At 49.0% G+C, this 19,793-nt stretch carries 20 protein-coding genes and 1 riboswitch; of the genes, 12 read left to right on the top strand and 8 right to left on the bottom strand.

Features of this window, described 5'->3' with window-relative positions; genetic code table 11:
• Both WBL83_RS09410 and yebS read right to left on the bottom strand, forming a co-directional pair.
• Window positions 1–2,634: an MlaD family protein gene (locus WBL83_RS09410; protein WP_424588898.1), complete on the bottom strand. Its 2,634-nt coding sequence runs from the start codon at window positions 2,632–2,634 to the stop codon at window positions 1–3.
• A complete protein-coding gene (gene yebS / locus WBL83_RS09415) occupies window positions 2,603–3,847 on the bottom strand; it encodes a membrane integrity lipid transport subunit YebS (protein ID WP_424588899.1) in 1,245 nt (414 codons plus the stop codon). Before yebS ends, WBL83_RS09410 begins: the two co-directional genes overlap by 32 nt.
• A gap of 172 nt (window positions 3,848–4,019) precedes the next feature.
• On the opposite strand from yebS, the gene WBL83_RS09420 reads away from it, so the two are divergent.
• From WBL83_RS09420 to htpX, 4 genes are all read left to right on the top strand, one after another.
• A complete protein-coding gene (locus tag WBL83_RS09420; RefSeq protein WP_424588900.1) occupies window positions 4,020–4,508 on the top strand; it encodes a GAF domain-containing protein in 489 nt (162 codons plus the stop codon).
• A 104-nt stretch (window positions 4,509–4,612) separates the two neighbouring features.
• Window positions 4,613–5,293, top strand: a complete 681-nt coding sequence (proQ, locus tag WBL83_RS09425) for an RNA chaperone ProQ (RefSeq protein WP_424588901.1) — start codon at window positions 4,613–4,615, stop codon at window positions 5,291–5,293.
• A gap of 20 nt (window positions 5,294–5,313) precedes the next feature.
• On the top strand, window positions 5,314–7,362 hold the full coding sequence (gene prc / locus WBL83_RS09430; protein WP_424588902.1) for a carboxy terminal-processing peptidase: 2,049 nt from the start codon (window positions 5,314–5,316) through the stop codon (window positions 7,360–7,362).
• Between the two features lie 193 nt (window positions 7,363–7,555).
• Entirely contained in the window at window positions 7,556–8,437 is an 882-nt protein-coding gene (gene htpX / locus WBL83_RS09435; protein ID WP_034496301.1) for a protease HtpX, read from the top strand.
• 45 nt (window positions 8,438–8,482) lie between these two features.
• On the opposite strand, the gene WBL83_RS09440 is transcribed toward htpX, so the two are convergent.
• Window positions 8,483–9,859, bottom strand: coding sequence for an MFS transporter (locus WBL83_RS09440; protein WP_424588903.1), 1,377 nt, complete (start codon window positions 9,857–9,859; stop codon window positions 8,483–8,485).
• 178 nt (window positions 9,860–10,037) lie between these two features.
• Between WBL83_RS09440 and kdgR the strand changes: the two genes are divergently transcribed.
• Entirely contained in the window at window positions 10,038–10,829 is a 792-nt protein-coding gene (kdgR, locus tag WBL83_RS09445; RefSeq protein ID WP_424588904.1) for a DNA-binding transcriptional regulator KdgR, read from the top strand.
• An 81-nt stretch (window positions 10,830–10,910) separates the two neighbouring features.
• Here the strand turns inward: kdgR and WBL83_RS09450 are convergent, their stop codons facing one another.
• A complete protein-coding gene (locus WBL83_RS09450; RefSeq protein ID WP_424588905.1) occupies window positions 10,911–11,150 on the bottom strand; it encodes a YobH family protein in 240 nt (79 codons plus the stop codon).
• 158 nt (window positions 11,151–11,308) lie between these two features.
• Here WBL83_RS09450 and mgrB point away from each other — a divergent pair, with 158 nt between their 5' ends.
• From mgrB to rlmA, 7 genes are all read left to right on the top strand, one after another.
• Complete coding sequence (gene mgrB, locus WBL83_RS09455; RefSeq protein WP_121815636.1) at window positions 11,309–11,452, top strand: PhoP/PhoQ regulator MgrB; 144 nt, start codon at window positions 11,309–11,311, stop codon at window positions 11,450–11,452.
• A gap of 74 nt (window positions 11,453–11,526) precedes the next feature.
• Window positions 11,527–11,814, top strand: a complete 288-nt coding sequence (locus WBL83_RS09460) for a YebO family protein (RefSeq protein WP_424588906.1) — start codon at window positions 11,527–11,529, stop codon at window positions 11,812–11,814.
• 37 nt (window positions 11,815–11,851) lie between these two features.
• Window positions 11,852–12,853 carry an MBL fold metallo-hydrolase gene (locus tag WBL83_RS09465; protein WP_424588907.1) on the top strand — a complete coding sequence of 334 codons (1,002 nt, stop codon included), beginning with the start codon at window positions 11,852–11,854 and terminating at the stop codon, window positions 12,851–12,853.
• A 531-nt stretch (window positions 12,854–13,384) separates the two neighbouring features.
• The gene (locus tag WBL83_RS09470; RefSeq protein ID WP_074388558.1) at window positions 13,385–13,528 is read left to right on the top strand and encodes a DUF2627 domain-containing protein; all 144 of its coding nucleotides are present in this window, start codon (window positions 13,385–13,387) and stop codon (window positions 13,526–13,528) included.
• A gap of 13 nt (window positions 13,529–13,541) precedes the next feature.
• A complete protein-coding gene (gene cspE / locus WBL83_RS09475; RefSeq protein WP_001062678.1) occupies window positions 13,542–13,751 on the top strand; it encodes a transcription antiterminator/RNA stability regulator CspE in 210 nt (69 codons plus the stop codon).
• A gap of 233 nt (window positions 13,752–13,984) precedes the next feature.
• Window positions 13,985–15,730 carry a peptidoglycan glycosyltransferase FtsI gene (gene ftsI, locus WBL83_RS09480; RefSeq protein ID WP_424588908.1) on the top strand — a complete coding sequence of 582 codons (1,746 nt, stop codon included), beginning with the start codon at window positions 13,985–13,987 and terminating at the stop codon, window positions 15,728–15,730.
• Window positions 15,731–15,793: 63 nt separating this feature from the next.
• Window positions 15,794–16,606, top strand: coding sequence for a 23S rRNA (guanine(745)-N(1))-methyltransferase (gene rlmA, locus WBL83_RS09485; RefSeq protein ID WP_424588909.1), 813 nt, complete (start codon window positions 15,794–15,796; stop codon window positions 16,604–16,606).
• Here the strand turns inward: rlmA and mntP are convergent.
• The 4 genes from mntP to WBL83_RS09505 form a co-directional block, all read right to left on the bottom strand.
• Complete coding sequence (mntP, locus tag WBL83_RS09490) at window positions 16,598–17,173, bottom strand: manganese efflux pump MntP (protein ID WP_424588910.1); 576 nt, start codon at window positions 17,171–17,173, stop codon at window positions 16,598–16,600. The two genes, rlmA and mntP, sit on opposite strands and share 9 nt — an antisense overlap.
• Before the next feature lie 2 nt (window positions 17,174–17,175).
• A riboswitch (yybP-ykoY riboswitch) is annotated at window positions 17,176–17,369 on the bottom strand.
• A gap of 199 nt (window positions 17,370–17,568) precedes the next feature.
• Window positions 17,569–18,027 (bottom strand): DUF986 family protein, encoded by a 459-nt coding sequence (locus WBL83_RS09495; RefSeq protein WP_424588911.1) that lies wholly within the window; start codon window positions 18,025–18,027, stop codon window positions 17,569–17,571.
• Window positions 18,028–18,092: 65 nt separating this feature from the next.
• Window positions 18,093–18,947 carry a PTS mannose transporter subunit IID gene (locus tag WBL83_RS09500; protein ID WP_034495941.1) on the bottom strand — a complete coding sequence of 285 codons (855 nt, stop codon included), beginning with the start codon at window positions 18,945–18,947 and terminating at the stop codon, window positions 18,093–18,095.
• 12 nt (window positions 18,948–18,959) lie between these two features.
• Entirely contained in the window at window positions 18,960–19,760 is an 801-nt protein-coding gene (locus WBL83_RS09505; RefSeq protein ID WP_367596741.1) for a PTS mannose/fructose/sorbose transporter subunit IIC, read from the bottom strand.
• Window positions 19,761–19,793 lie beyond the last annotated feature (33 nt).

The following is a 19,793-nucleotide window of genomic DNA, read 5'->3' on the forward strand; positions in this document are numbered from 1 at the left end:
TTAACGTGGCAGCGCAGTACCCCATTGACGCCACTCTTTCGGTTCACTTTCCTCGAGCAGGAAGTGTTTACCGGTTTGAGCTTTCGGTGCCAGTGGTGTGCCTGGCGGCGTTGCGAATGCGATACCGCCACGGATAAACTGGCTGAAGGTGCCGGTTTTAACCACGCCGCCAGTCAGACCAAAATCAAGGCTGTAACCTGACGCAAGCCAGAACACTGAGCTGTCGCGCACCAGATGTTGGAAGCGCTTACTAATGCGCAGGCCGACCATAACGCGGTCAGACAGAGTACCGAGGGTTAAACCGGTCACCGTACCGACTTCCACGCCACGGAACAGAACTGGCGTACCAATGCTTAACGCGCCTGCCTCAGGCACTTCCAGCACAATGCTTAAACCATCAGAGTAACGCGAGTCAGTGATTGAGGTTTCCTGCAACTCGAAGTCACGGCGAGGCGCGCCACGCCCTGGTTCCACGTTGATATACGGCTGAAGAATGGTGTCGAGATTATCCACGCCGGAAGATGAAATTTTCGGTGTCACCACTGAGAAGCGTGTTCCACTGCGGGCAAATGTCTCCACAAACTCAGGATAGAGCACCGCTTTAGCTTCAACTTCGCTACGTGATTGGGTGAGGTTCAGCGACTCAAGCTGTCCAATATCAATGCCCAGATAACGGATCGGCATCCCCGCAGACAGTTTCCCGGCATCAAAAGTGTGCAGCGTAATCTGGCTACCGACGGCGCGAGCAGCTGTTTCAGACGCATATAGCATGCGCTTGTCACCCTTTTTCATGCCGACACTGGCACCGCTAAGGTTGTCAAAGCTAATAGCCCCTTTCAGCGCACGAGACAGTGGAGAAGCCTGCACGGTCAGGCCGCTACCGTTAAGTTGAACGCGAGCGCCACCTTCAGCCCAAAACACGCTGTTAGCCGTCAGCAGGTTGCGGTATTCCGGCTTAATATTGACGTCGATATCAAAACTGTTGGCGCGCGGACGCACACTGATAATCTCACCGACCTGGAACTTACGGTACAGCACCACGGAACCGGCCTGAATATCTGGCAGGCTGGCGGCGGTCAGCGTCAGTGTAGTTGTCGGCAAATCGCTCAGGCTATTTTCAACGGCTTTTTCCAGGTTGGCGTACAGCGGATAACTCTTTTTCATCTCGCCTTTGTTACCTGGAATAATCCTGACCCCGCCATTCACCCATTCACCGGCGCTGGCTCCCAAAAACTCAATTCCATCGATACCAACTTTGACATCCAAACGGCTGTTGACGACAAACTTGCTGTCGCCCTGAATCAGTTTGCGATATTCAGGCTCAATGGCTGCCGAGAAGCTGACACCTTTGGAGGAGAGGGTGCGCTCCAGAATCTGGCCAACTTGCACGCCATGAAGAATGATTGGCTGGCCCGCATCAATACCGTAACTTTCAGGTGCCGTCAGGTTGAGCGTCAGGACGTCCGGCTGTTGTAGAGGTGTTTTATCGCTGGCGAAGACCACAAAGCGATCTTGTGGATCACCTTCGCCTGGCACCAACTCAAAGGTGCTGCCGGTTAACAGGCTGCTGAGATTAGGATTGCTGAGGGAGATTTTCGGGTTCCGCATCTCAATCCGCGTGCCACTGCGCAACAGGTTGACGACACTCGGGTCCACGGTCATCTCGCCAGTCACGGTACTACCCGGATTGAGGGTCAGCTTGGTCAGCGTTCCGACTTCCAACCCCTGATACATGAGCGGCGTCGAGCCTGCTTTTAACCCACTGCCGCTGGGTAAATCCAGACCGATAATGACACCTCGTTGGCTGTGTGCCAGATCTTCATAAAGACCGAATTCATCTTCTGCCTTGGCTTCAGCTGAGTTCTCTGGGGAATCAAAGGCAATGGCGCCGTTGACCAAAGCTGCGAGGCTTTCTAACTGGACCTGAGCACCGGAAAGGCTGACATTGGCCTTCATACCCGACACATTCCAGAATCGACTGCCTTTTTTCACAAGCTTAGTGAATCGACGGTCAATCAATACATCAATGGTAACGCCCTGATTATTTTTGTTAATGGTGTAGTCATACACGCGTCCAACCGGAATTTTACGGAAATAGACCAGCGAACCACTGTTGAGCGAACCGAGATCAGGCGCATGAAGATGAATCATCAGCTCGCCATTATTAAGGCGGTATCTTGGCTGAGTATCCAACGCAGTAAAGTGCTCCTGCGGTTTACCTTTGCCCGGCATCATGCCGATATAGTTACCGCCGACAAGCGCATCGAGACCGGAAACGCCAGCCAGTGAGGCTTTGGGTGTCACCAACCAAAATTGAGTGTCATCGCGTAACGCATCTTTCATGTCATTTTTGACACTGATCTTAACTTCTATTTTGCGCAAGTCTTTGCTGAGACTGATACTTTGCACCGTTCCCACTTCCACACCTTGATAGCGCACAGGGGTTCGCCCGGGCACAATGCCGTCGGCAGAAATGAAATCAATGGTCGCAGTGGTGCCGCGTTCTTCCCATGTCGACCAGATGAGCCAACCGGCAATCATCAAAGCGATAATTGGCAATAACCAAAAGGGCGAAATTCGGCGTTTAGTTTTAATTCGCGCTTCAGTCGGTGAAGCGGGCATTTCCTGACTCATGTGCGTCCCAAAGTAGTCGGCTATCCAGCCATTCGACTGCAAGAATAGTTAAAATAACCGCCGCGCCAAAGTAAAACGCAGCTGGTCCCATAGTGAATGCCAGTAACTGATCGCGATTAACCAGCGACATCGTAAGCGAAATAACAAAGAGATCGAGGATAGACCAGCGGCCAATCCAGGTAATAAAGCGTAGCAGGACAATGCGTGTTCTAAGCCCTCGTTCACATTTGAAATGAATACTGATCAACAGCGAAATCAGCACGATAACTTTCGTAAAGGGCACCAGGATACTGGCAATGAAAACCACGGCTGCGACTGCAATATTGCTACTGGCCAGCGAAATAATACCTGAAAGGATAGTATCTTCCTGGCGTGATCCATTGACGTAAAGAATTGAAATCGGCAAAAAGTTTGCTGGCAGTAAGAAAATTAATGAGCCGATTAACGCCGCCCAGGATTTTTGCAGGCTGTGGCGACGACGGACTCTTAAAGGCACATGGCAACGTGGACAACGCCCGCGCTTATCCGGCACGCCAGTGAAATGACAACCGAGGCACACACGCAGTTGGGCATTCCAGGCACGAGGAGGGCGCTGCGGGTAAAAACGCGACCAGAGTTGCTCGACGTTCAGGTGAATCAGGGTTAATAAACTCAACACGACAAGCGCGATAAACGCCACTAAACCCAGGCCTGGCTGTATGTAGGCGAATTCTCTGACTTTGATGCAGGCCACGCCGATGGCGACCAGATAAATATCCAGCATCACCCACTCTTTGAGCTTCTCCAGCATCAGTAAAACAGGGCGTAAATTCATCCCAAGAATATTACCGAAATAGAGATAGACGATACCGGCGATGAGTGTGGCGGGGGCTCCCACGGCACAAAACATCACCATGGCGGCCGTAAGTGGGTCACCCTGGCTGGTCATTTGCCAGATACCCTGGAACAGGTTGGCATCAATGCGCGTGCCTAACAAATAGATACGTACCAGCGGCTCCGAAAAGGCCACCGGCATCAGCAGCAACATCGCCATCGCCATGGCCGCCAGACGTGTGAGTGACCAATCGCGACCATGGAACACTTTTGCGTCGCAACGCGGGCAATACGCGCTCTGCGACGATTTAACCAACGGTAACGAGAAAAGTGTATCGCATTCGGGGCAACGCTGATAACGTGCCTGCGGTACAGCATGGCTAATAGCGTGTATTTTCATGTGTCATCGTATGCAGGGAATACCGTTGGCGCATCGGGGTATCTCATTGAGAAAATAAATATTCGTTAAGCGTATATTAATTCATGGAATGATACACCTTGTGGCATATCGCATTTAATGCTTATTTTACTATGCTATGCAGTTAAGTAAGACAACATACTATGGTTAATCAATGAACAAAGAACAATTTTACGCGGACCTGAACCGCGATTTCAGTGCGTTAATGGCAGGTGAAACAAGTTTTCTGGCAACGTTGGCAAACACCAGCGCATTGCTGTTTGAACGTCTTGAAGGTGTGAACTGGGCAGGATTCTATTTGCTGGAAGGCGACACGCTGGTTTTGGGACCCTTCCAGGGCAAAATCGCCTGCGTGCGTATTCCGGTCGGTAAAGGCGTATGTGGTACTGCGATATCCACCAATAGCATTCAGCGCGTTGAAGATGTGCATGCTTTTGATGGTCACATCGCCTGTGACGCTGCCAGCAACTCCGAAATCGTTCTGCCGTTAAGCGTTAACGGCGAGCTTATTGGGGTTCTGGACATTGATAGCACTGAGTTTGGTCGCTTTACACCTGAAGACCAACTCGGCTTATCTCAACTGGTAACGCAGCTTTCGCTGACGCTTGCCGATACGGATTTTAAAAAATTCTTCACTCGATAGCATGATAAACAACGGATAACGTGGCATTTGCTGATAGCGTCATTATAATGTCGCCTGTTCATGCCTGCGGATTGTTGGCAACTCCGTTGTAATCAGGAAATTTCATGGAAAATCAACCTAAGTTGAATAGTAGCAAAGAAGTCATCGCCTTTTTGGCAGAGCGTTTCCCACAGTGTTTTAGCGCTGAAGGTGAAGCCCGCCCCCTGAAGATTGGTATCTTCCAGGATTTAGTCGCACGCGTTGAAGGGGAGATGAGCCTCAGTAAAACTCAACTTCGTTCCGCGTTACGTCTTTACACTTCAAGCTGGCGTTACCTGTACGGTATCAAAGTCGGCGCGACCCGTGTTGATCTCGACGGTAACCCATGTGGTGAACTCGATGAGCAGCACGTTGAGCATGCTCGTAAGCAGCTTGAAGAAGCAAAAGCACGTGTTCAGGCACAGCGTGCAGAACAGGCAGCGAAAAAACGCGAAGCCGCTATCGCTAACGGTGAAACCGTTGCTGATAAGCCTCGTCGTGATCGCAAGCCTCGTCCTGCTCCACGTCGTCCAGAGACCACAGAACGTAAACCACGTGCAGAAAAACCGGCTCCTCAGGCTCCGCGTGAAGAAAAACGCACTCCGGTTACGGACATTTCTGCTTTGCAGGTGGGTCAGGCAATCAAAGTCAAAGCGGGTAATAACGCGATGGATGCCACCGTACTGGAAATTACCAAAGATGGCGTCCGTGTACAGCTGACTTCTGGTATGGCAATGATCGTACGCGCAGAACACTTGCAGTTCTGAAACGGAGGCCAGACCCGGGCATGAACAAACTCTTTAAGCGTACGGCTGTCGCTAGTCTGTTGTTTCTTGCAGGTAGCGCACTGGCCGTCGAAAATATAACGCAGGCTTCTCAAATCCCGCAGTTAAAGGAAGAGACACAGCATGCTACGGTGAGTGAGCGAGTCACTTCGCGCTTCACTCGTTCGCATTATCGTCAGTTTGATCTGGATGAAAATTTTTCCGCTAAAATTTTCGATCGCTATCTCAATCTTCTCGACTATAGCCACAACGTGCTGCTTGCCAGCGACGTTGAACAGTTTGTGTCGCGGAAAAAACAGATTGGCGATGAATTGCGCACCGGCAAACTGGACGTATTTTACGATCTCTACAATCTGGCCCAGAAACGTCGTTTTGAACGCTATCAATACGCGTTGAAGGTGCTGGAAAAGCCGATGGATTTCACCGGCAACGACACTTTCAATGTGGATCGCAGCAAATCGCCGTGGCCTGCAAGCGTTGCTGAGCTAAACACCCTGTGGGACAGCAAAGTTAAGTTTGACGAATTGAGCTTAAAACTGACGGGTAAAACCGATCAGGAAATTCGTGAAACGCTGACCAAGCGCTACCAGTTTGCGATTCGTCGCCTGGCGCAGTCCAACAGTGAAGATGTTTTCTCTCTTGCAATGACTGCGTTCGCCCACGAAATCGATCCGCATACCAACTATTTGTCTCCACGCAATACCGAACAATTCAATACCGAAATGAGTCTATCTCTGGAAGGAATTGGTGCGGTGCTGCAAATGGATGATGACTATACGGTGATCAACTCAATGGTTGCGGGTGGCCCGGCTGCAAAAAGCAAAGCGATTACCGTCGGTGATCGAATTGTTGGCGTAGGCCAGACCGGCAAAGCCATAGTCGATGTGATTGGCTGGCGTCTTGATGACGTGGTTGCGCTGATTAAAGGACCAAAGGGCAGCAAAGTTCGCCTCGAAGTCTTACCGGCAGGCAAAGGGACTAAAACACGCATCGTCACGTTAACCCGTGAACGTATTCGTCTTGAAGATCGTGCTGTTAAACTCACCATTAAAACGGTCGGTAAAGACAAGGTCGGTGTACTGGATATTCCTGGCTTCTATGTTGGTTTGACGGATGACGTCAAAGTCCAGCTGCAGAAGATGGAAAAACAGAATGTGAAGAGCGTGATCATCGATCTGCGTTCTAACGGTGGCGGTGCATTAACCGAAGCCGTGTCACTTTCTGGCTTGTTTATTCCAGGTGGCCCCGTCGTTCAGGTCCGCGATAACAACGGTAAAGTGCGTGAAGACAGCGATACCGATGGCGTGGTGTATTACAAAGGCCCGCTGGTTGTCATGGTTGACCGTTTCAGTGCTTCCGCATCTGAGATTTTCGCCGCAGCGATGCAAGATTATGGCCGTGCGCTGATTGTCGGGGAACCGACCTTCGGTAAAGGTACCGTTCAGCAATATCGTTCACTGAACCGCATCTATGACCAGATGCTGCGCCCTGAATGGCCTGCATTAGGCTCTGTGCAATACACCATCCAGAAGTTCTACCGCATAAATGGCGGCAGTACTCAGCGTAAAGGTGTGACGCCAGATGTCATGATGCCAACCGGTACTGAAGAAACGGAAACTGGCGAGAAGTTCGAAGATAATGCACTTCCATGGGATAGCATTAACTCCGCAACTTACGTTAAATCCGGTGATCTGAAGCCGTTTGAACCGCAACTGCTTAAACTGCACCAGGACCGAATTGCAGCTGATCCTGAGTTCCAGTACATCATGAAGGACATTGCTCGCTTCAATGCCCTGAAAGAGAAGCGCAATATCGTCTCTCTGAATCTTGCTCAACGTGAGAAAGAAAACCAGGAAGATGATGCGACGCGTCTGGCTCGTATTAACGATCGCTACAAACGAGAAGGTAAAGCACCGTTGAAGAAACTCGACGACTTACCGAAGGATTATCAGGAACCGGATCCTTATCTCGACGAAACGGTTCATATCGCGCTGGACCTTGCAAAAATGCAGCAAGATAAGCCGGCCGAGCAACCGACCCCTGCTAAGTAACTCCCCAACAGGCACAAATTTTTGTGCCTGTTTTTTTTACCACTATCAAGCCGCGTAAACCTACCTCTTCGTGAATGTAAAGTTATGTATTATTAACGACTTGGCCACGATGAATGCTTGAAAATAGCAAGCTTGCCCCTACGATGTGGGGTAACGCAGAATGCGTATTTTTAACCGAGGTAAAAAGAAAATTATGATGCGTATCGGGCTTTTCCTGTTGACCAACCTTGCAGTCATGGTCGTTTTCGGGCTAGTGCTAAGCCTGACGGGGATCCAGTCGAGCAGCGTACAGGGTCTGATGATCATGGCGGTGTTGTTTGGCTTTGGTGGTTCAATCATCTCCTTACTGATGTCCAAATGGATGGCATTACGTTCAGTAGGCGGGGAAGTAATTGAACAGCCACGGAACGAAACTGAGCGCTGGCTGATGGAGACGGTTCGTCAGCAGTCGCAACAGGCGGGTATCGCCATGCCGCAGGTGGCGGTTTACCATGCGCCGGACATTAACGCCTTTGCAACGGGTGCACGCCGTAATGCCTCACTGGTCGCGGTGAGTACCGGTCTGTTGCAAAACATGAGCCGTGACGAAGCTGAAGCCGTTATTGCTCACGAAATTAGCCATATCGCGAACGGCGATATGGTCACAATGACGCTGATTCAAGGCGTGGTGAACACCTTCGTTATCTTTATTTCCCGTATCATCGCGCAGGTGGCCTCAGGCTTCCTGTCAGGTAATCGGGATGAAGGTGAAAGCAATAACGGCAACCCGTTTGTCTATTTTGCGATTGCGACAGTACTGGAACTGGTGTTCGGTATTCTGGCGAGCATTATCACCATGTGGTTCTCACGTCACCGTGAATTCCACGCTGATGCCGGTTCTGCAAAATTGGTCGGTCGTGAAAAAATGATTGCCGCCTTGCAGCGTCTGAAAACCAGTTATGAACCGCAAGAAGCTAGCAGTATGATGGCGTTTTGTATCAATGGTAAGGCGAAGTCAATGAGCGAATTGTTCATGACTCACCCACCACTGGACAAACGTATCGAAGCATTGCGTAACGGCGAATATCTTAAGTAACCGTGAGTGGTGATAAAAAAGCGTGCCATCGCTGGCACGCTTTTTTTATGCCCGCGAAGCAGGGGATTGGGACATTCGTAGACTGCTCACGATAGCAGCGACAGTCGCAAAACTTCCAGCCAGTAACAAAGAGGCATGCGTACCGTGAGTGGAGAAGAGGTTGAACATCAATGCGACCAGCGCTGCACCACAACTCTGACCCAATAACCGCGCAGTACCCAACATACCGCTGGCACCACCGCTGCGATGACGCGGTGCAGAAGAAATAATCGTGTGGTTATTCGGTGACTGGAAAAGGCCAAAACCAGCGCCACACAATAGCATCCGCCAGATAATGTCGATATCCGAAGGGTTATGTGGCAAGAGTGCCAGAGCAAACAGGCCGCAAGCCATAATCGTCAGCCCAATCCCACCCAATAAACCTGCATGTACTCGTTCTATGAGATGACCGGCAATAGGGGCCATGATCATCGTCGCTATGGGCCACGGAGTCAGAAGCAGCCCGGTTTCCACTTCACTGCGCCCTAAGACTGATTGTAAGAAGAAGGGAAGCGAAACCATCGCTAACATCTGCGCGGCAAAGGAGCAGACGGAGGTTCCCATGGATAACGAAAACACTGGGATGCGTAACAAGTCCACAGGAAGCAGTGGGAAAGGGAGCTGCAACTGGCGACGAATAAAGAAGTAGCCAATCACGACTAAGGCCACCAGTTCAGCAATGATAAGCCAGCCTGACTGCCCCTGCGCAAAGCCACTGATTGCCGAGATGAGTAAGCCAAAGGTTAAAGCATTCATGATGGCGCTTGGAATATCAAAGCGCTGACCCTGGGATTTTTGTTGGTTCGGTGGCAGGAAACGCACAGACAGTAACAGCGCTACGATACCAATCGGCACATTAATCAAAAATAGCCATTTCCACGACGCAACGGACAAAATAGCGGCGGCAATGGTGGGGCCGGCCGCCGATGACACCGCAACAATAAACGAGTTTATTCCCATGCCGCGGCCAAGGTATTTTTGCGGATAAATAAGCCGAATCAGTGCGGTATTCACGCTCATTAATGCCGCACCGCCGAAACCCTGCAATACGCGGGCAAATGTCAGCATCGGCAAAGAATCTGATAAAGCGCAAAAAAGGGATGTCATACAAAATAGAATCAGCCCGCACTGATATACGCGGCGATAGCCAAAAATATCACCGAGGAATGACATTGAAAGTAACGAAACAATTATCGCAATTTGATAACTGTTCACAATCCAGATGGATTCTGCCGGGCTGGCATTAAGTTCTCGGGCAATGGTAGGAAGGGCGACGTTTGCGATTACGCCATCGAGCACTGCCATAGTAATCCCCAACGCAATGGCTAAAATAGCACCATAGCGCTGCGGTAATGGCAGCCCATCAGCAAAGGTTTTATCCATAGGAAAGTATGAGTTCATGGGGGCTATATTTGAGGAGAAATAATAATAGCATTAAATTTAGGGGATATGTCGCAGATTTGTAACGAAATAGAATAGATTCATTGCGATGACATGGTAGTCAACTTATACTAAAAACCAGTTCTGATTTTTATAAAACAAATGCGATCGAGGTGAGTTAATGGCAATCGCAGATCTGGATAAACAACCTGATTCTGTCTCTTCTGTCCTGAAAGTTTTTGGCATCTTACAGGCGCTTGGCGAAGAACGCGAAATTGGTATTACTGAATTATCGCAACGCGTAATGATGTCAAAAAGCACCGTCTATCGCTTTTTACAGACAATGAAATCCCTGGGTTATGTTGCTCAGGAGGGGGAGTCTGAGAAATACTCGCTCACGCTGAAGTTGTTCGAACTTGGCGCGCGTGCATTGCAAAATGTTGATTTGATTCGTAGTGCTGACATCCAGATGCGCGAACTGTCGCGTCTGACAAAAGAAACTATCCACCTGGGTGCGTTGGATGAAGACAGCATTGTCTATATCCATAAGATCGACTCCATGTACAACCTGCGTATGTACTCGCGCATTGGACGTCGTAACCCGCTGTACAGTACGGCAATTGGTAAAGTGCTTCTGGCATGGCGTGATCGTGAAGAAGTACGTGAAATTCTTGCTGATGTGGAATATACCCGCAGCACTGAACGTACCATTACCAGCACTGACGAATTGTTAGACGTTCTGGATACTGTTCGCCAGCAAGGTTATGGCGAAGATAACGAAGAACAGGAAGAAGGCTTGCGCTGCATCGGCGTTCCTGTATTTGACCGCTTTGGTGTGGTGATTGCAGGCTTGAGTATTTCCTTCCCGACGCTACGTTTTTCCGAAGATCGTCTTCATGAATATGTTGCGATGTTGCACGACGCCGCGCGTACTATTTCTGAGCAAATGGGTTATCACGAATATCCATTCTGATGAAAAAATAAACGCCGCTTAATAGCGGCGTTTATTCTCTTCGATAATCTACTGTCTCGTTTCCCTACTGCCCGTTATCAATCATCCGTTATCAATAACATTGTCACTTTTACGCAATACAGGGCAATCGCTAAGTCCGATAATACCGCTCTCGCTATGAATGAATTGCGCAGTGGTGATATTTCGAGCAGTGAGATACTTACATTGCAGCCCCATTCCCGCCGCATTTTGCTGGCTTCCAATCAATACTCCATACCCGGAGAGCAGTAAGCCGATCCACAGCAGCACAATCACCAGGAAAGTGCGGATCACAATACGCATAGATACCTCTAATTATGATTTTATTACAGTGCTAAGCGTAGCGGCTAACTATGAACTATCAATATGATGATTCTGAAAGAATATATGCGTTTAGTGATGCCTGGTTTAGGTTACTTATGCCAGACTTATCATTAAGAACTTTTAATGTGGAGAAAGTAGTGAAAAAGTACAGATGGTTCATCCTGGTTGCGGTTTTTTTCGTCTGCTTGCTACTCTGGACTCAGATGGTCAACGTGATGTGCGATCAAGATGTACAATTTTTCAGCGGTATCTGCACAATTAATAAATTTATTCCCTGGTAGACTCTTTTTATCCGCATGATGCTTACCTTAAGGCGCGGCAGGTGTAGAATAGCGCGTTTTACTGAGGTGGTAAGATGAACGAATTAAGTGTTGGCGCGTTGAATATCGTGTCCCTGACAGTTTCCCTGGTGGTGCTGGTTATCGGCCTCGTAATGTGGTTCTTTGTGAACCGCGCAAGTAACCGTACTAATGAGCAGATCGAACTGCTTGAAGAGTTGTTGGATCAACAGAAACGACAAAATGCGCTGTTACGCCGTTTGTGCGAAGCCAATGAGCCGGAAGTTGTGAAGGAAGCACCGCAAGAGATTAAGCAAGAAGACGCGCAGGACGACGATTTTATCCGTCTGGTGGCTGAACGTTAATCCTGACACGCACGTTTGTGTCGCTATGGAGTGACTCATGCGTTGGAAGAATCCCTGGTTTGATCCCCTAAAATCTCATCATCTAATAGACGGTTTTCGTAATCTGGAACCCCACTTACGGAAATCGGGCGATGTTGAGCGTTGGCGAAAGGAGCGGAAAGAACAGGGATTGCCCCATCCACCGGGTGGCGGCTATGAAGCCTTCATTAAACAGTGGTGGCAAAAAGCTGAACTTTTAGGGCACGATGACCGTGTCTGGTGGCTAGGTCATGCAACCTCGCTGTTACGCATCAATGGCCGATATTTACTCACTGATCCTGTCTTATCCCGGCGAGCCTCACCGCTCTCTTTTGCTGGCCCGCAACGCAAAACTCCTCCTCCATTACGCATCAATGAATTGCATCAGCTTGATGCGGTTCTGATTTCGCATAATCATTATGATCATCTGGACAGCGCAACCGTGCGCCAGATTGCCCGCCGTTTTCCTGACACGCATTTCTTTGTCCCGTTGGGGCTTAAGGGATGGTTTACCCGTCGCGGTATTCGTCATGTGACAGAGCTGGACTGGGGGCAGAGCCATAACTGGCAGGGGATGACATTCAGCGCCGTGCCCGCACAACACTGGAGCATGCGTTCGTTCTGGGACCGCAACCGCAGTTTATGGTGCGGATGGATAATCGAATCCGCGCGTTTACGTATTTGGTTTAGTGGTGACACCGGCTATACCTCGAGCCTGGCGAAAATCGCACTCAGCAGAGGCCCTCTGGATGTCGCAATGATTCCGATTGGCGCCTATTCGCCACGCTGGTTTATGAGCAGTCATCATATGGATCCGCAGCAGGCCGTTGCGCTTTGGCAACTGTTGAATAAACCTTTAACGGTACCGATCCATTGGGGCGTTTTTGAGCTGGCCGATGAGTCACTGGATATGCCGCCACAAGAGTTGTTAGAAGCTCTGGATGGCAAAGATGATCAACGTCACTTATTCACACCGCTTCGTATTGGTCAAAGTTTGCCCCTGGTCAAAATAATAGTTTAAATATTATCCAGAAAGTTAAGCGGATATTTGGACCATCCAATAACAGTTATATTATATGCTTAATATAGCGAAACGTTTTTATTGCATCATTGTGATGCAGGGTGTCATTAAACTTTCATTATTTTGGTGCAATATAAATAGCTTACTGCTCAAGCTTTATTCATTTTGGTCATCGCGCTATTTCATTCGTCTATTTCACTTTTCCCGCAGACGTGATCTATTGCTCGTTTTTTGAATAGCTATGCTAAAAAAATCATAAAGATAATGTCTATGATATCGACTTTTTCGCAGTTCGTCTGGACGAATAGATAGGTTTGGGCTATGGTAAAAACGTTATCTACGTTCATCTCATGAAGGCGCTGAATCACATTTGTTCATGGTTAATTTTATGCACATTTTGTGCATTTCATTTGCGTGAACAATATGGGTTTCAGAATTTGTGCGACAGATCGATACATGCCGAAAAATGGCTTGCCATTGATTGCGTTGTATGTGATAACACGTTGGGTTAAACGAGGTACAGTTCTGTTTATGTGTGGCATTTTCAGTAAAGAAGTCCTGAGTAAACACGTTGACGTTGAATACCGCTTCTCTGCCGAGCCTTATATTAGTGCCTCATGCAGTAATGTCTCTGTTTTAGCTAAGTTATGCCTTCGGGCAAAGAAAACAATCTAAGGAATTTTGCAAAATGGCAAAGATTAAAGGTCAAGTTAAGTGGTTCAACGAGTCTAAAGGTTTTGGTTTCATTACTCCTGCTGACGGCAGCAAAGACGTGTTCGTACACTTCTCTGCAATCCAGGGTAACGGCTTCAAAACTCTGGCTGAAGGCCAGAACGTTGAGTTCGAAATCCAGGACGGCCAGAAAGGCCCAGCAGCAGTTAACGTAACTGCTATCTAATTCCGTTGAATTAGACCTGGCGCGAATAACGCCAAATTCTGATGAAAGCCCCGCTCTTGTGGCGGGGCTTTTTCATGTTTGAATTCTGTTCACTACTTTTCTAGATGTTTCCGCACGCCACGCTCAGTTATGTTTTGTAGCAAAGCAGCGCATCTTGTAGCACTGTTCCTGTCCGGTTAAATCTACCATTATGTTTAAATTTTCAATCGCTTAGTTGTCGGTAAGGATTGAACGTGAGAAAAATTGCCCCTGGAATCGCGGGTAACTTTATACAGTGGCGTTTTGCTCTACTTTGCATCGCAATTCTTATGTGCCTGGTGTTTTTATTAGGACGCGTAGCCTGGCTGCAAATTATCTCGCCAGAGAGCCTGGTTAAACAAGAAGACATGCGTTCTCTACGTGAAGAACCGATCGTGGTTCCGCGCGGGATGATTGAAGACCGCACCGGCCGCCCGTTGGCAGTCAGCGTACCGGTAAAAGCTATCTGGGCTGATCCCAAAACGGTGATGGAAAAAGGCGGTGTGCAGGTTAATGACCGCTGGGAGGCACTGGCGACGACGCTTAATATGTCGCTCAATGAAATTGCTGCTCGTATTCGCCGTAATCCTTCCGACCGCTTTATCTACCTCGCCCGTCAACTCGACCCGCAACAAGCGCAATATATTGAGAGTTTGAAACTCCCGGGCATTTCATTGCGCGAGGAGTCACGTCGTTTTTATCCAGCAGGACATGTCGCGGCGAACTTACTTGGTTTTACCAATATTGATGACCAGGGCATTGAGGGCATAGAAAAGAGTTTCAATCGCCAGCTGACGGGGAAGGCGGGGGAGCGATTAGTCCGTAAAGACCGTCACGGTCACGTCATTGAGAACATCACCGAAACTCCGGCAAGCCCAGCGCATAACCTGATGTTAAGCATTGATGAACGTCTACAAACGGTGACTGAGGATGCGCTAAGTAACGCAGTCTCATGGAATAAAGCCGAATCTGCAGCAGCGGTGATTCTTGATGTGAATACCGGTGAAGTGCTGGCGATGGCTAGTTGCCCAACGTTTAACCCAAATAACCGTGATGGCGCTACATTAGACGATTTCCGAAATCGGGCTATCAGTGACACTTTTGAACCGGGTTCAACTGTCAAACCGATGGTCGTTATGACCGCGTTGCAACAAGGTATTGTGCAACCGGACAGCGTAGTCGATACCCATCCGTATACCATAGACGGGCATCGCATTCGTGATGTCGGGTTTTATCCGCAACTGACGCTGACGGGGATCCTGCAAAAATCGAGCGATACGGGCGTATCACGACTTTCACTGGCGATGCCTATCCAAAAACTGCTGGATACTTACAAGAATTTTGGCTTTGGTTCACCCACCGCTCTGGGTCTGACTGGCGAAAGCAGCGGATTTTTACCACATCGTAAATTCTGGGGAGAGTTGGATCGCGCAACATTCTCCTTCGGCTATGGCTTGATGGTCACACCGCTGCAACTCGCTCACGTTTATGCAACCATCGGCAGCTACGGTATTTCCAGACCGCTCTCCATTACTCGTGTTGATCCTCCTGTTGTGGGGCAACGGGTTATGTCGGAGGCGATTGCTCATCAGGTCGAACATATGATGGAAAGCGTTGCGTTGCCGGGCGGTGGTGGTGTGAAAGCGGCAGTGCGCGGATATCGTGTTGCGATTAAAACCGGCACGGCCAAGAAGATTGGCGATGACGGTAAGTACATCAATAAATACATCGCTTACACCGCAGGCGTAGCTCCCGCCAGTAACCCACGCTTTGCGCTGGTGGTGGTGATAAACGATCCAGAAAATGGGGCTTATTATGGTGGGGCGGTTTCGGCTCCGGTATTTAGCCAGATTATGGGCGAAGTCTTGCGTCTGGAAAATATCAAACCTGATGGTTTACCAGATGGTGATCCAAACTTAATGGTGTTAAATAAACCCGTCCCAGATAACTCCGCCGGTTAGTGGCTTTTCGAAACAGGGCGTTTAGCGTTACACTTGCGCCCTTTATTATTGCCTGGAGTTCCCATGTCCTATCTTTGCCCGCTTTGTCATGCGCCGCTTGCAGCCGAAGGGAGGAGTTTTCTCTGCCCGACAGGTCACCAGTTCGATAAGGCGAAAGAAGGATATGTGAATTTGCTGCCCGTTCAGCATAAGCGTTCTAAAGATCCCGGAGATAGCAGCGAAATGATGCAGGCACGCAGAGCCTTTCTCGATGCCGGACATTACCAGCCGTTGCGCGATGCGATTTGTCAGCAACTTGAGAAAGCCGCTCCGGTTACCTTGCTGGATATTGGTTGCGGGGAAGGGTATTACACCGCAGGTTTTGCGCAGAACGTCGCTAATCAAAATGGCACGACATGGGGATTAGATGTTGCCAAAGTCGCTATCCGCTATGCTGCGAAACGCTATCCGCAGGTGCAATTCTGTGTGGCATCGAGTCACCGTTTGCCATTTGCTGATAACAGTCTGGATGCTGTCGTACGCATTTTCGCACCCTGCAAAGCTGAAGAGCTGGCTCGTGTTGTGAAATCGGGTGGCATTGTCATTACCGCGACGCCTGGCCCGCGTCATTTGATGCAGCTTAAAGGCAAAATCTATGACAACGTGATGCTTCACAGCAGCGAATCTGAAGCGTTACCAGGTTTTGTTGTAGAAGATGTGCAAAGTATTGGCTGGACGATGACATTGCAAGGAAGTGAAGTGGTTGCGTTGTTGCAGATGACGCCGTTTGCCTGGCGCGCTCGGCCGGAAGTGTGGCAGAGTTTAGCGGCGGAAACGGCGTTTGAGTGCGAAACTGACTTTGTGGTGCGTGTCTGGCGTCGCGAAGTTTTAGCTTAACGCGCTGAAATGGCTATAAAGGATCTGACAACCAATCCCAATCAATACTAAGCCGCCGAGGATCTCGGCGCGTTTTCCTAGCAATGGGCCAATAAAGCGGCCCAGCATCATACCTGCTGTAGACATGATCATGGTCGCGCAACCAATCGCCAGCGCAGTTTCGATAATATTGACCTGCAGGAAGGCCAGGCCGACGCCGACGGCCATTGCGTCAAGGCTGGTGGCAATTGCGGTCGTGACTAATAACCAGAACCCATGGCGTTGTAACTTCGGTGATTCTTCATTTTCATCGCCGCCGCGAATCCCTTCATAGATCATTCTTATTCCGAGAAAGACCAACAGTACAAAGGCGACCCAATGGTTCCATTCCAGGACGACCTGGCTTGCCAAAAGACCCAGACACCAGCCGATAAGGGGGGTGAGTGTTTCGATTGCGCCAAAGATGAGACCGGTACGTAAGGCTTCAGAAAACTTAGGTTTATGGAGTGAGGCACCTTTCCCGATTGATGCAGCAAAAGCATCCATCGACATGCCAAAAGCAAGAATGAGTGTAGCGGAGAGATTCATGAAAACGCCTCAGTTGGGAATATCCATATACACGTCAGCCATCCCCAACTAAAACGATGGTCACGTGCCTATGGTCTCGCCTACTCAGTGTTTGAGTCGTACATGCCACGTTTTTTCTTGTTTAAACAAGTAACGAGTATGTTGACATGTACATTTTCGCAATGGCGAAAATCGGCTACTCCCCAACGACGGGCGCAACCTTAACATATTATTCAAAGATAAAACAATATTTGAAAGCTATTATTATTGACAATCAAATGATAACGATTTTCATTTGCTTTTATCGGTAAGTGAAAGGTTAAAATAAGAGCACACTAACTGTGTAAAATAGCAGCGGCTATATTTAACGGATCGTTTAAAAAATAACTTAATATAGACAATGCTAAGTTGTTATCTTATTGATTGTTAACCATTAACTTATATATTTTTTCCAGGTCTTCAATATTTTTGACTCGAATGAGTAAACGTCTTTGCTCTAATTGCATCACCAACACTCCATCCTCAGATAAATTCATATCTTTAATTCGGGAATATAAAATCCAGACGTTGGCAAAGAAGAAGCCTTCTGTTTTAAAAAGTAATTTAGGTTGGCGGATCCAGGAGATATAAATCGCGAGCAAAGCCAGCGCAGATAATAACCAGGTTGTGAGGGGGGTACCATGCGTGGTGACGTTGTTGTAAATCAGGATTGCGACCAGACCCACAAAGATGGTGCTATCGATACGGTTGCGTCGCAACAGAGTGATTTTAAGCAGGGTTTTGCCTTTAAGCTTTTCCATGATGAATTCATCGTAAATCGCCCAGGCAAGCAACATCACGATAAATACCAGTAAAACAACATCTGTTAACGTCATAACCAAACCTTCACTCTACATAATAAAAAACCGGGGGCAGGCCCCGGTTGAATTCATCAAGTCAATTACAGACCCAGTAAGCCGATAGCATAACCGACAATACCGATAACGAAGAAGCCCATGATGATCCACAGCGCGTTGACTTTCTTACGCAGCAACCACATACAAGCAAACGTTAACAGTAATGGCACCAGGCCAGGCATCAATTGGTCAAGGATGGTTTGAACAGTGGTCACTTTAACTGCGCCGGTCTGGTCGGTAATCTTCGACACCACCAGCGGTATGTTAACGTGCGTCCACTTGTTAACCAGCGCCCCCATGACAAACAGGCCGAGGATTGACGCCCCCTCAGTCAATTTCTGCAGGAAGCCGCCGCCCATATCCTTAACGATATCAATACCTTTGCGGTAACCGTAAGCCACGCCGTAATAACGAGTCAGCAGACGTACTGCGTTGAACAGAATGAAGAACAGCAATGGACCTAACAGGCTGCCGCTCATCGCGATACCAGCACCCAGCGCTGCGAATACAGGACGTACTGTACCCCAGAAGATTGGGTCGCCCACGCCTGCCAGCGGCCCCATCAAACCAACTTTGATACCGTTAATGGCACCATCGTCAATTTCTGCGCCGTTCGCACGTTGTTCTTCCATCGCAAGCGTTACGCCCAGAACCGGAGCCGCCACATAAGGATGGGTGTTAAAGAATTCCAGGTGACGCTTAATCGCTTGTTTACGCGCATCGTTGTTCTCAGGATACAGGCGTTTGATGGCCGGAATCATTGAGAAGCAGAAGCCCAGCGCTTGCATACGTTCGAAGTTCCATGAACCCTGGAACAGGTTCGAACGCAGGAATACGCCACGAATATCACCTGGGGTGAGTTTTTTCTCGGTAGTCGTTGTTTTGGTGGTATCAACCATTTCGCTCACCTATTAATCTAATTCGTTATCGAGGTCGTTAGCACCGGCAGCAGGCGCTGGAGCACCGGCGGTACGGTTGTATTTCGGGCTCAACTGGATGTACAGAATTGCCATCACAGCACCAATCACACCCAGTGCAACCAGGTTGAAGTTGGTGAACGCCGCAGTAACGAAGCCCAGATAGAAGAATGGCATCAGGTAGCCTGCGCGCATCATGTTGATGACCATCGCATAACCTACTACCACAATCATGCCACCGGCGATGTTCAGGCCGCTGGTCACCACTTCAGGAATGGCGTTCAACAGGTTCTGTACTTCGCTGGTACCGACGGAAATCGCGACGATAACGGCAGGGATGGCGATACGCATTGCTTGCAGGAACAGGGAGGAAACGTGAATCCAGGAGAGCGCCGATAGGTTGCCACTTTCGGCCGCCTTATCTGCTGCGTGCTGGAAGCCCACGGTGATGGTACGAACGATAATGGTCAGAACCTGGCCTGCTGCTGCCAGCGGGATGGCCAGCGCGATACCAGAACCGATGCCCTGGTGTCCGGCTATAACCAGAATGGTGGAGATAATCGACGCAAGAGCCGCATCGGGCGCAACCGCTGCACCGATGTTCATCCAACCTAACGCAATCATTTCTAACGTACCACCGATAATAATACCGGTTTTCATGTCACCCAGAACCAGACCAATTAAGGTACAGGCGACCAGCGGACGGTGGAACTGAAATTCATCGAGCACCGACTCCATACCGGCAATACAGGCTACGATAAACACCAGCACAATCTGAAGAGTGGTAATCTCCATTGTACTTCTCCTTAAACGTGAGACTTATGTGTG

The sequence above is a fragment of the Buttiauxella sp. genome (assembly GCF_049686335.1).
In the GTDB taxonomy this organism is placed as follows: Bacteria; Pseudomonadota; Gammaproteobacteria; order Enterobacterales; family Enterobacteriaceae; genus Buttiauxella.

Coding starts and splice junctions, on each gene's coding strand:
- WBL83_RS09410 (WP_424588898.1), bottom strand. CDS start 2,634: ATGAGTCAGGAAATGCCCGCTTCACCGACTGAAGCGCGAATTAAAACT.
- yebS (WP_424588899.1), bottom strand. CDS start 3,847: ATGAAAATACACGCTATTAGCCATGCTGTACCGCAGGCACGTTATCAG.
- WBL83_RS09420 (WP_424588900.1), top strand. CDS start 4,020: ATGAACAAAGAACAATTTTACGCGGACCTGAACCGCGATTTCAGTGCG.
- proQ (WP_424588901.1), top strand. CDS start 4,613: ATGGAAAATCAACCTAAGTTGAATAGTAGCAAAGAAGTCATCGCCTTT.
- prc (WP_424588902.1), top strand. CDS start 5,314: ATGAACAAACTCTTTAAGCGTACGGCTGTCGCTAGTCTGTTGTTTCTT.
- htpX (WP_034496301.1), top strand. CDS start 7,556: ATGATGCGTATCGGGCTTTTCCTGTTGACCAACCTTGCAGTCATGGTC.
- WBL83_RS09440 (WP_424588903.1), bottom strand. CDS start 9,859: ATGGATAAAACCTTTGCTGATGGGCTGCCATTACCGCAGCGCTATGGT.
- kdgR (WP_424588904.1), top strand. CDS start 10,038: ATGGCAATCGCAGATCTGGATAAACAACCTGATTCTGTCTCTTCTGTC.
- WBL83_RS09450 (WP_424588905.1), bottom strand. CDS start 11,150: ATGCGTATTGTGATCCGCACTTTCCTGGTGATTGTGCTGCTGTGGATC.
- WBL83_RS09460 (WP_424588906.1), top strand. CDS start 11,527: ATGAACGAATTAAGTGTTGGCGCGTTGAATATCGTGTCCCTGACAGTT.
- WBL83_RS09465 (WP_424588907.1), top strand. CDS start 11,852: ATGCGTTGGAAGAATCCCTGGTTTGATCCCCTAAAATCTCATCATCTA.
- WBL83_RS09470 (WP_074388558.1), top strand. CDS start 13,385: ATGTGTGGCATTTTCAGTAAAGAAGTCCTGAGTAAACACGTTGACGTT.
- cspE (WP_001062678.1), top strand. CDS start 13,542: ATGGCAAAGATTAAAGGTCAAGTTAAGTGGTTCAACGAGTCTAAAGGT.
- rlmA (WP_424588909.1), top strand. CDS start 15,794: ATGTCCTATCTTTGCCCGCTTTGTCATGCGCCGCTTGCAGCCGAAGGG.
- mntP (WP_424588910.1), bottom strand. CDS start 17,173: ATGAATCTCTCCGCTACACTCATTCTTGCTTTTGGCATGTCGATGGAT.
- WBL83_RS09495 (WP_424588911.1), bottom strand. CDS start 18,027: ATGACGTTAACAGATGTTGTTTTACTGGTATTTATCGTGATGTTGCTT.
- WBL83_RS09500 (WP_034495941.1), bottom strand. CDS start 18,947: ATGGTTGATACCACCAAAACAACGACTACCGAGAAAAAACTCACCCCA.
- WBL83_RS09505 (WP_367596741.1), bottom strand. CDS start 19,760: ATGGAGATTACCACTCTTCAGATTGTGCTGGTGTTTATCGTAGCCTGT.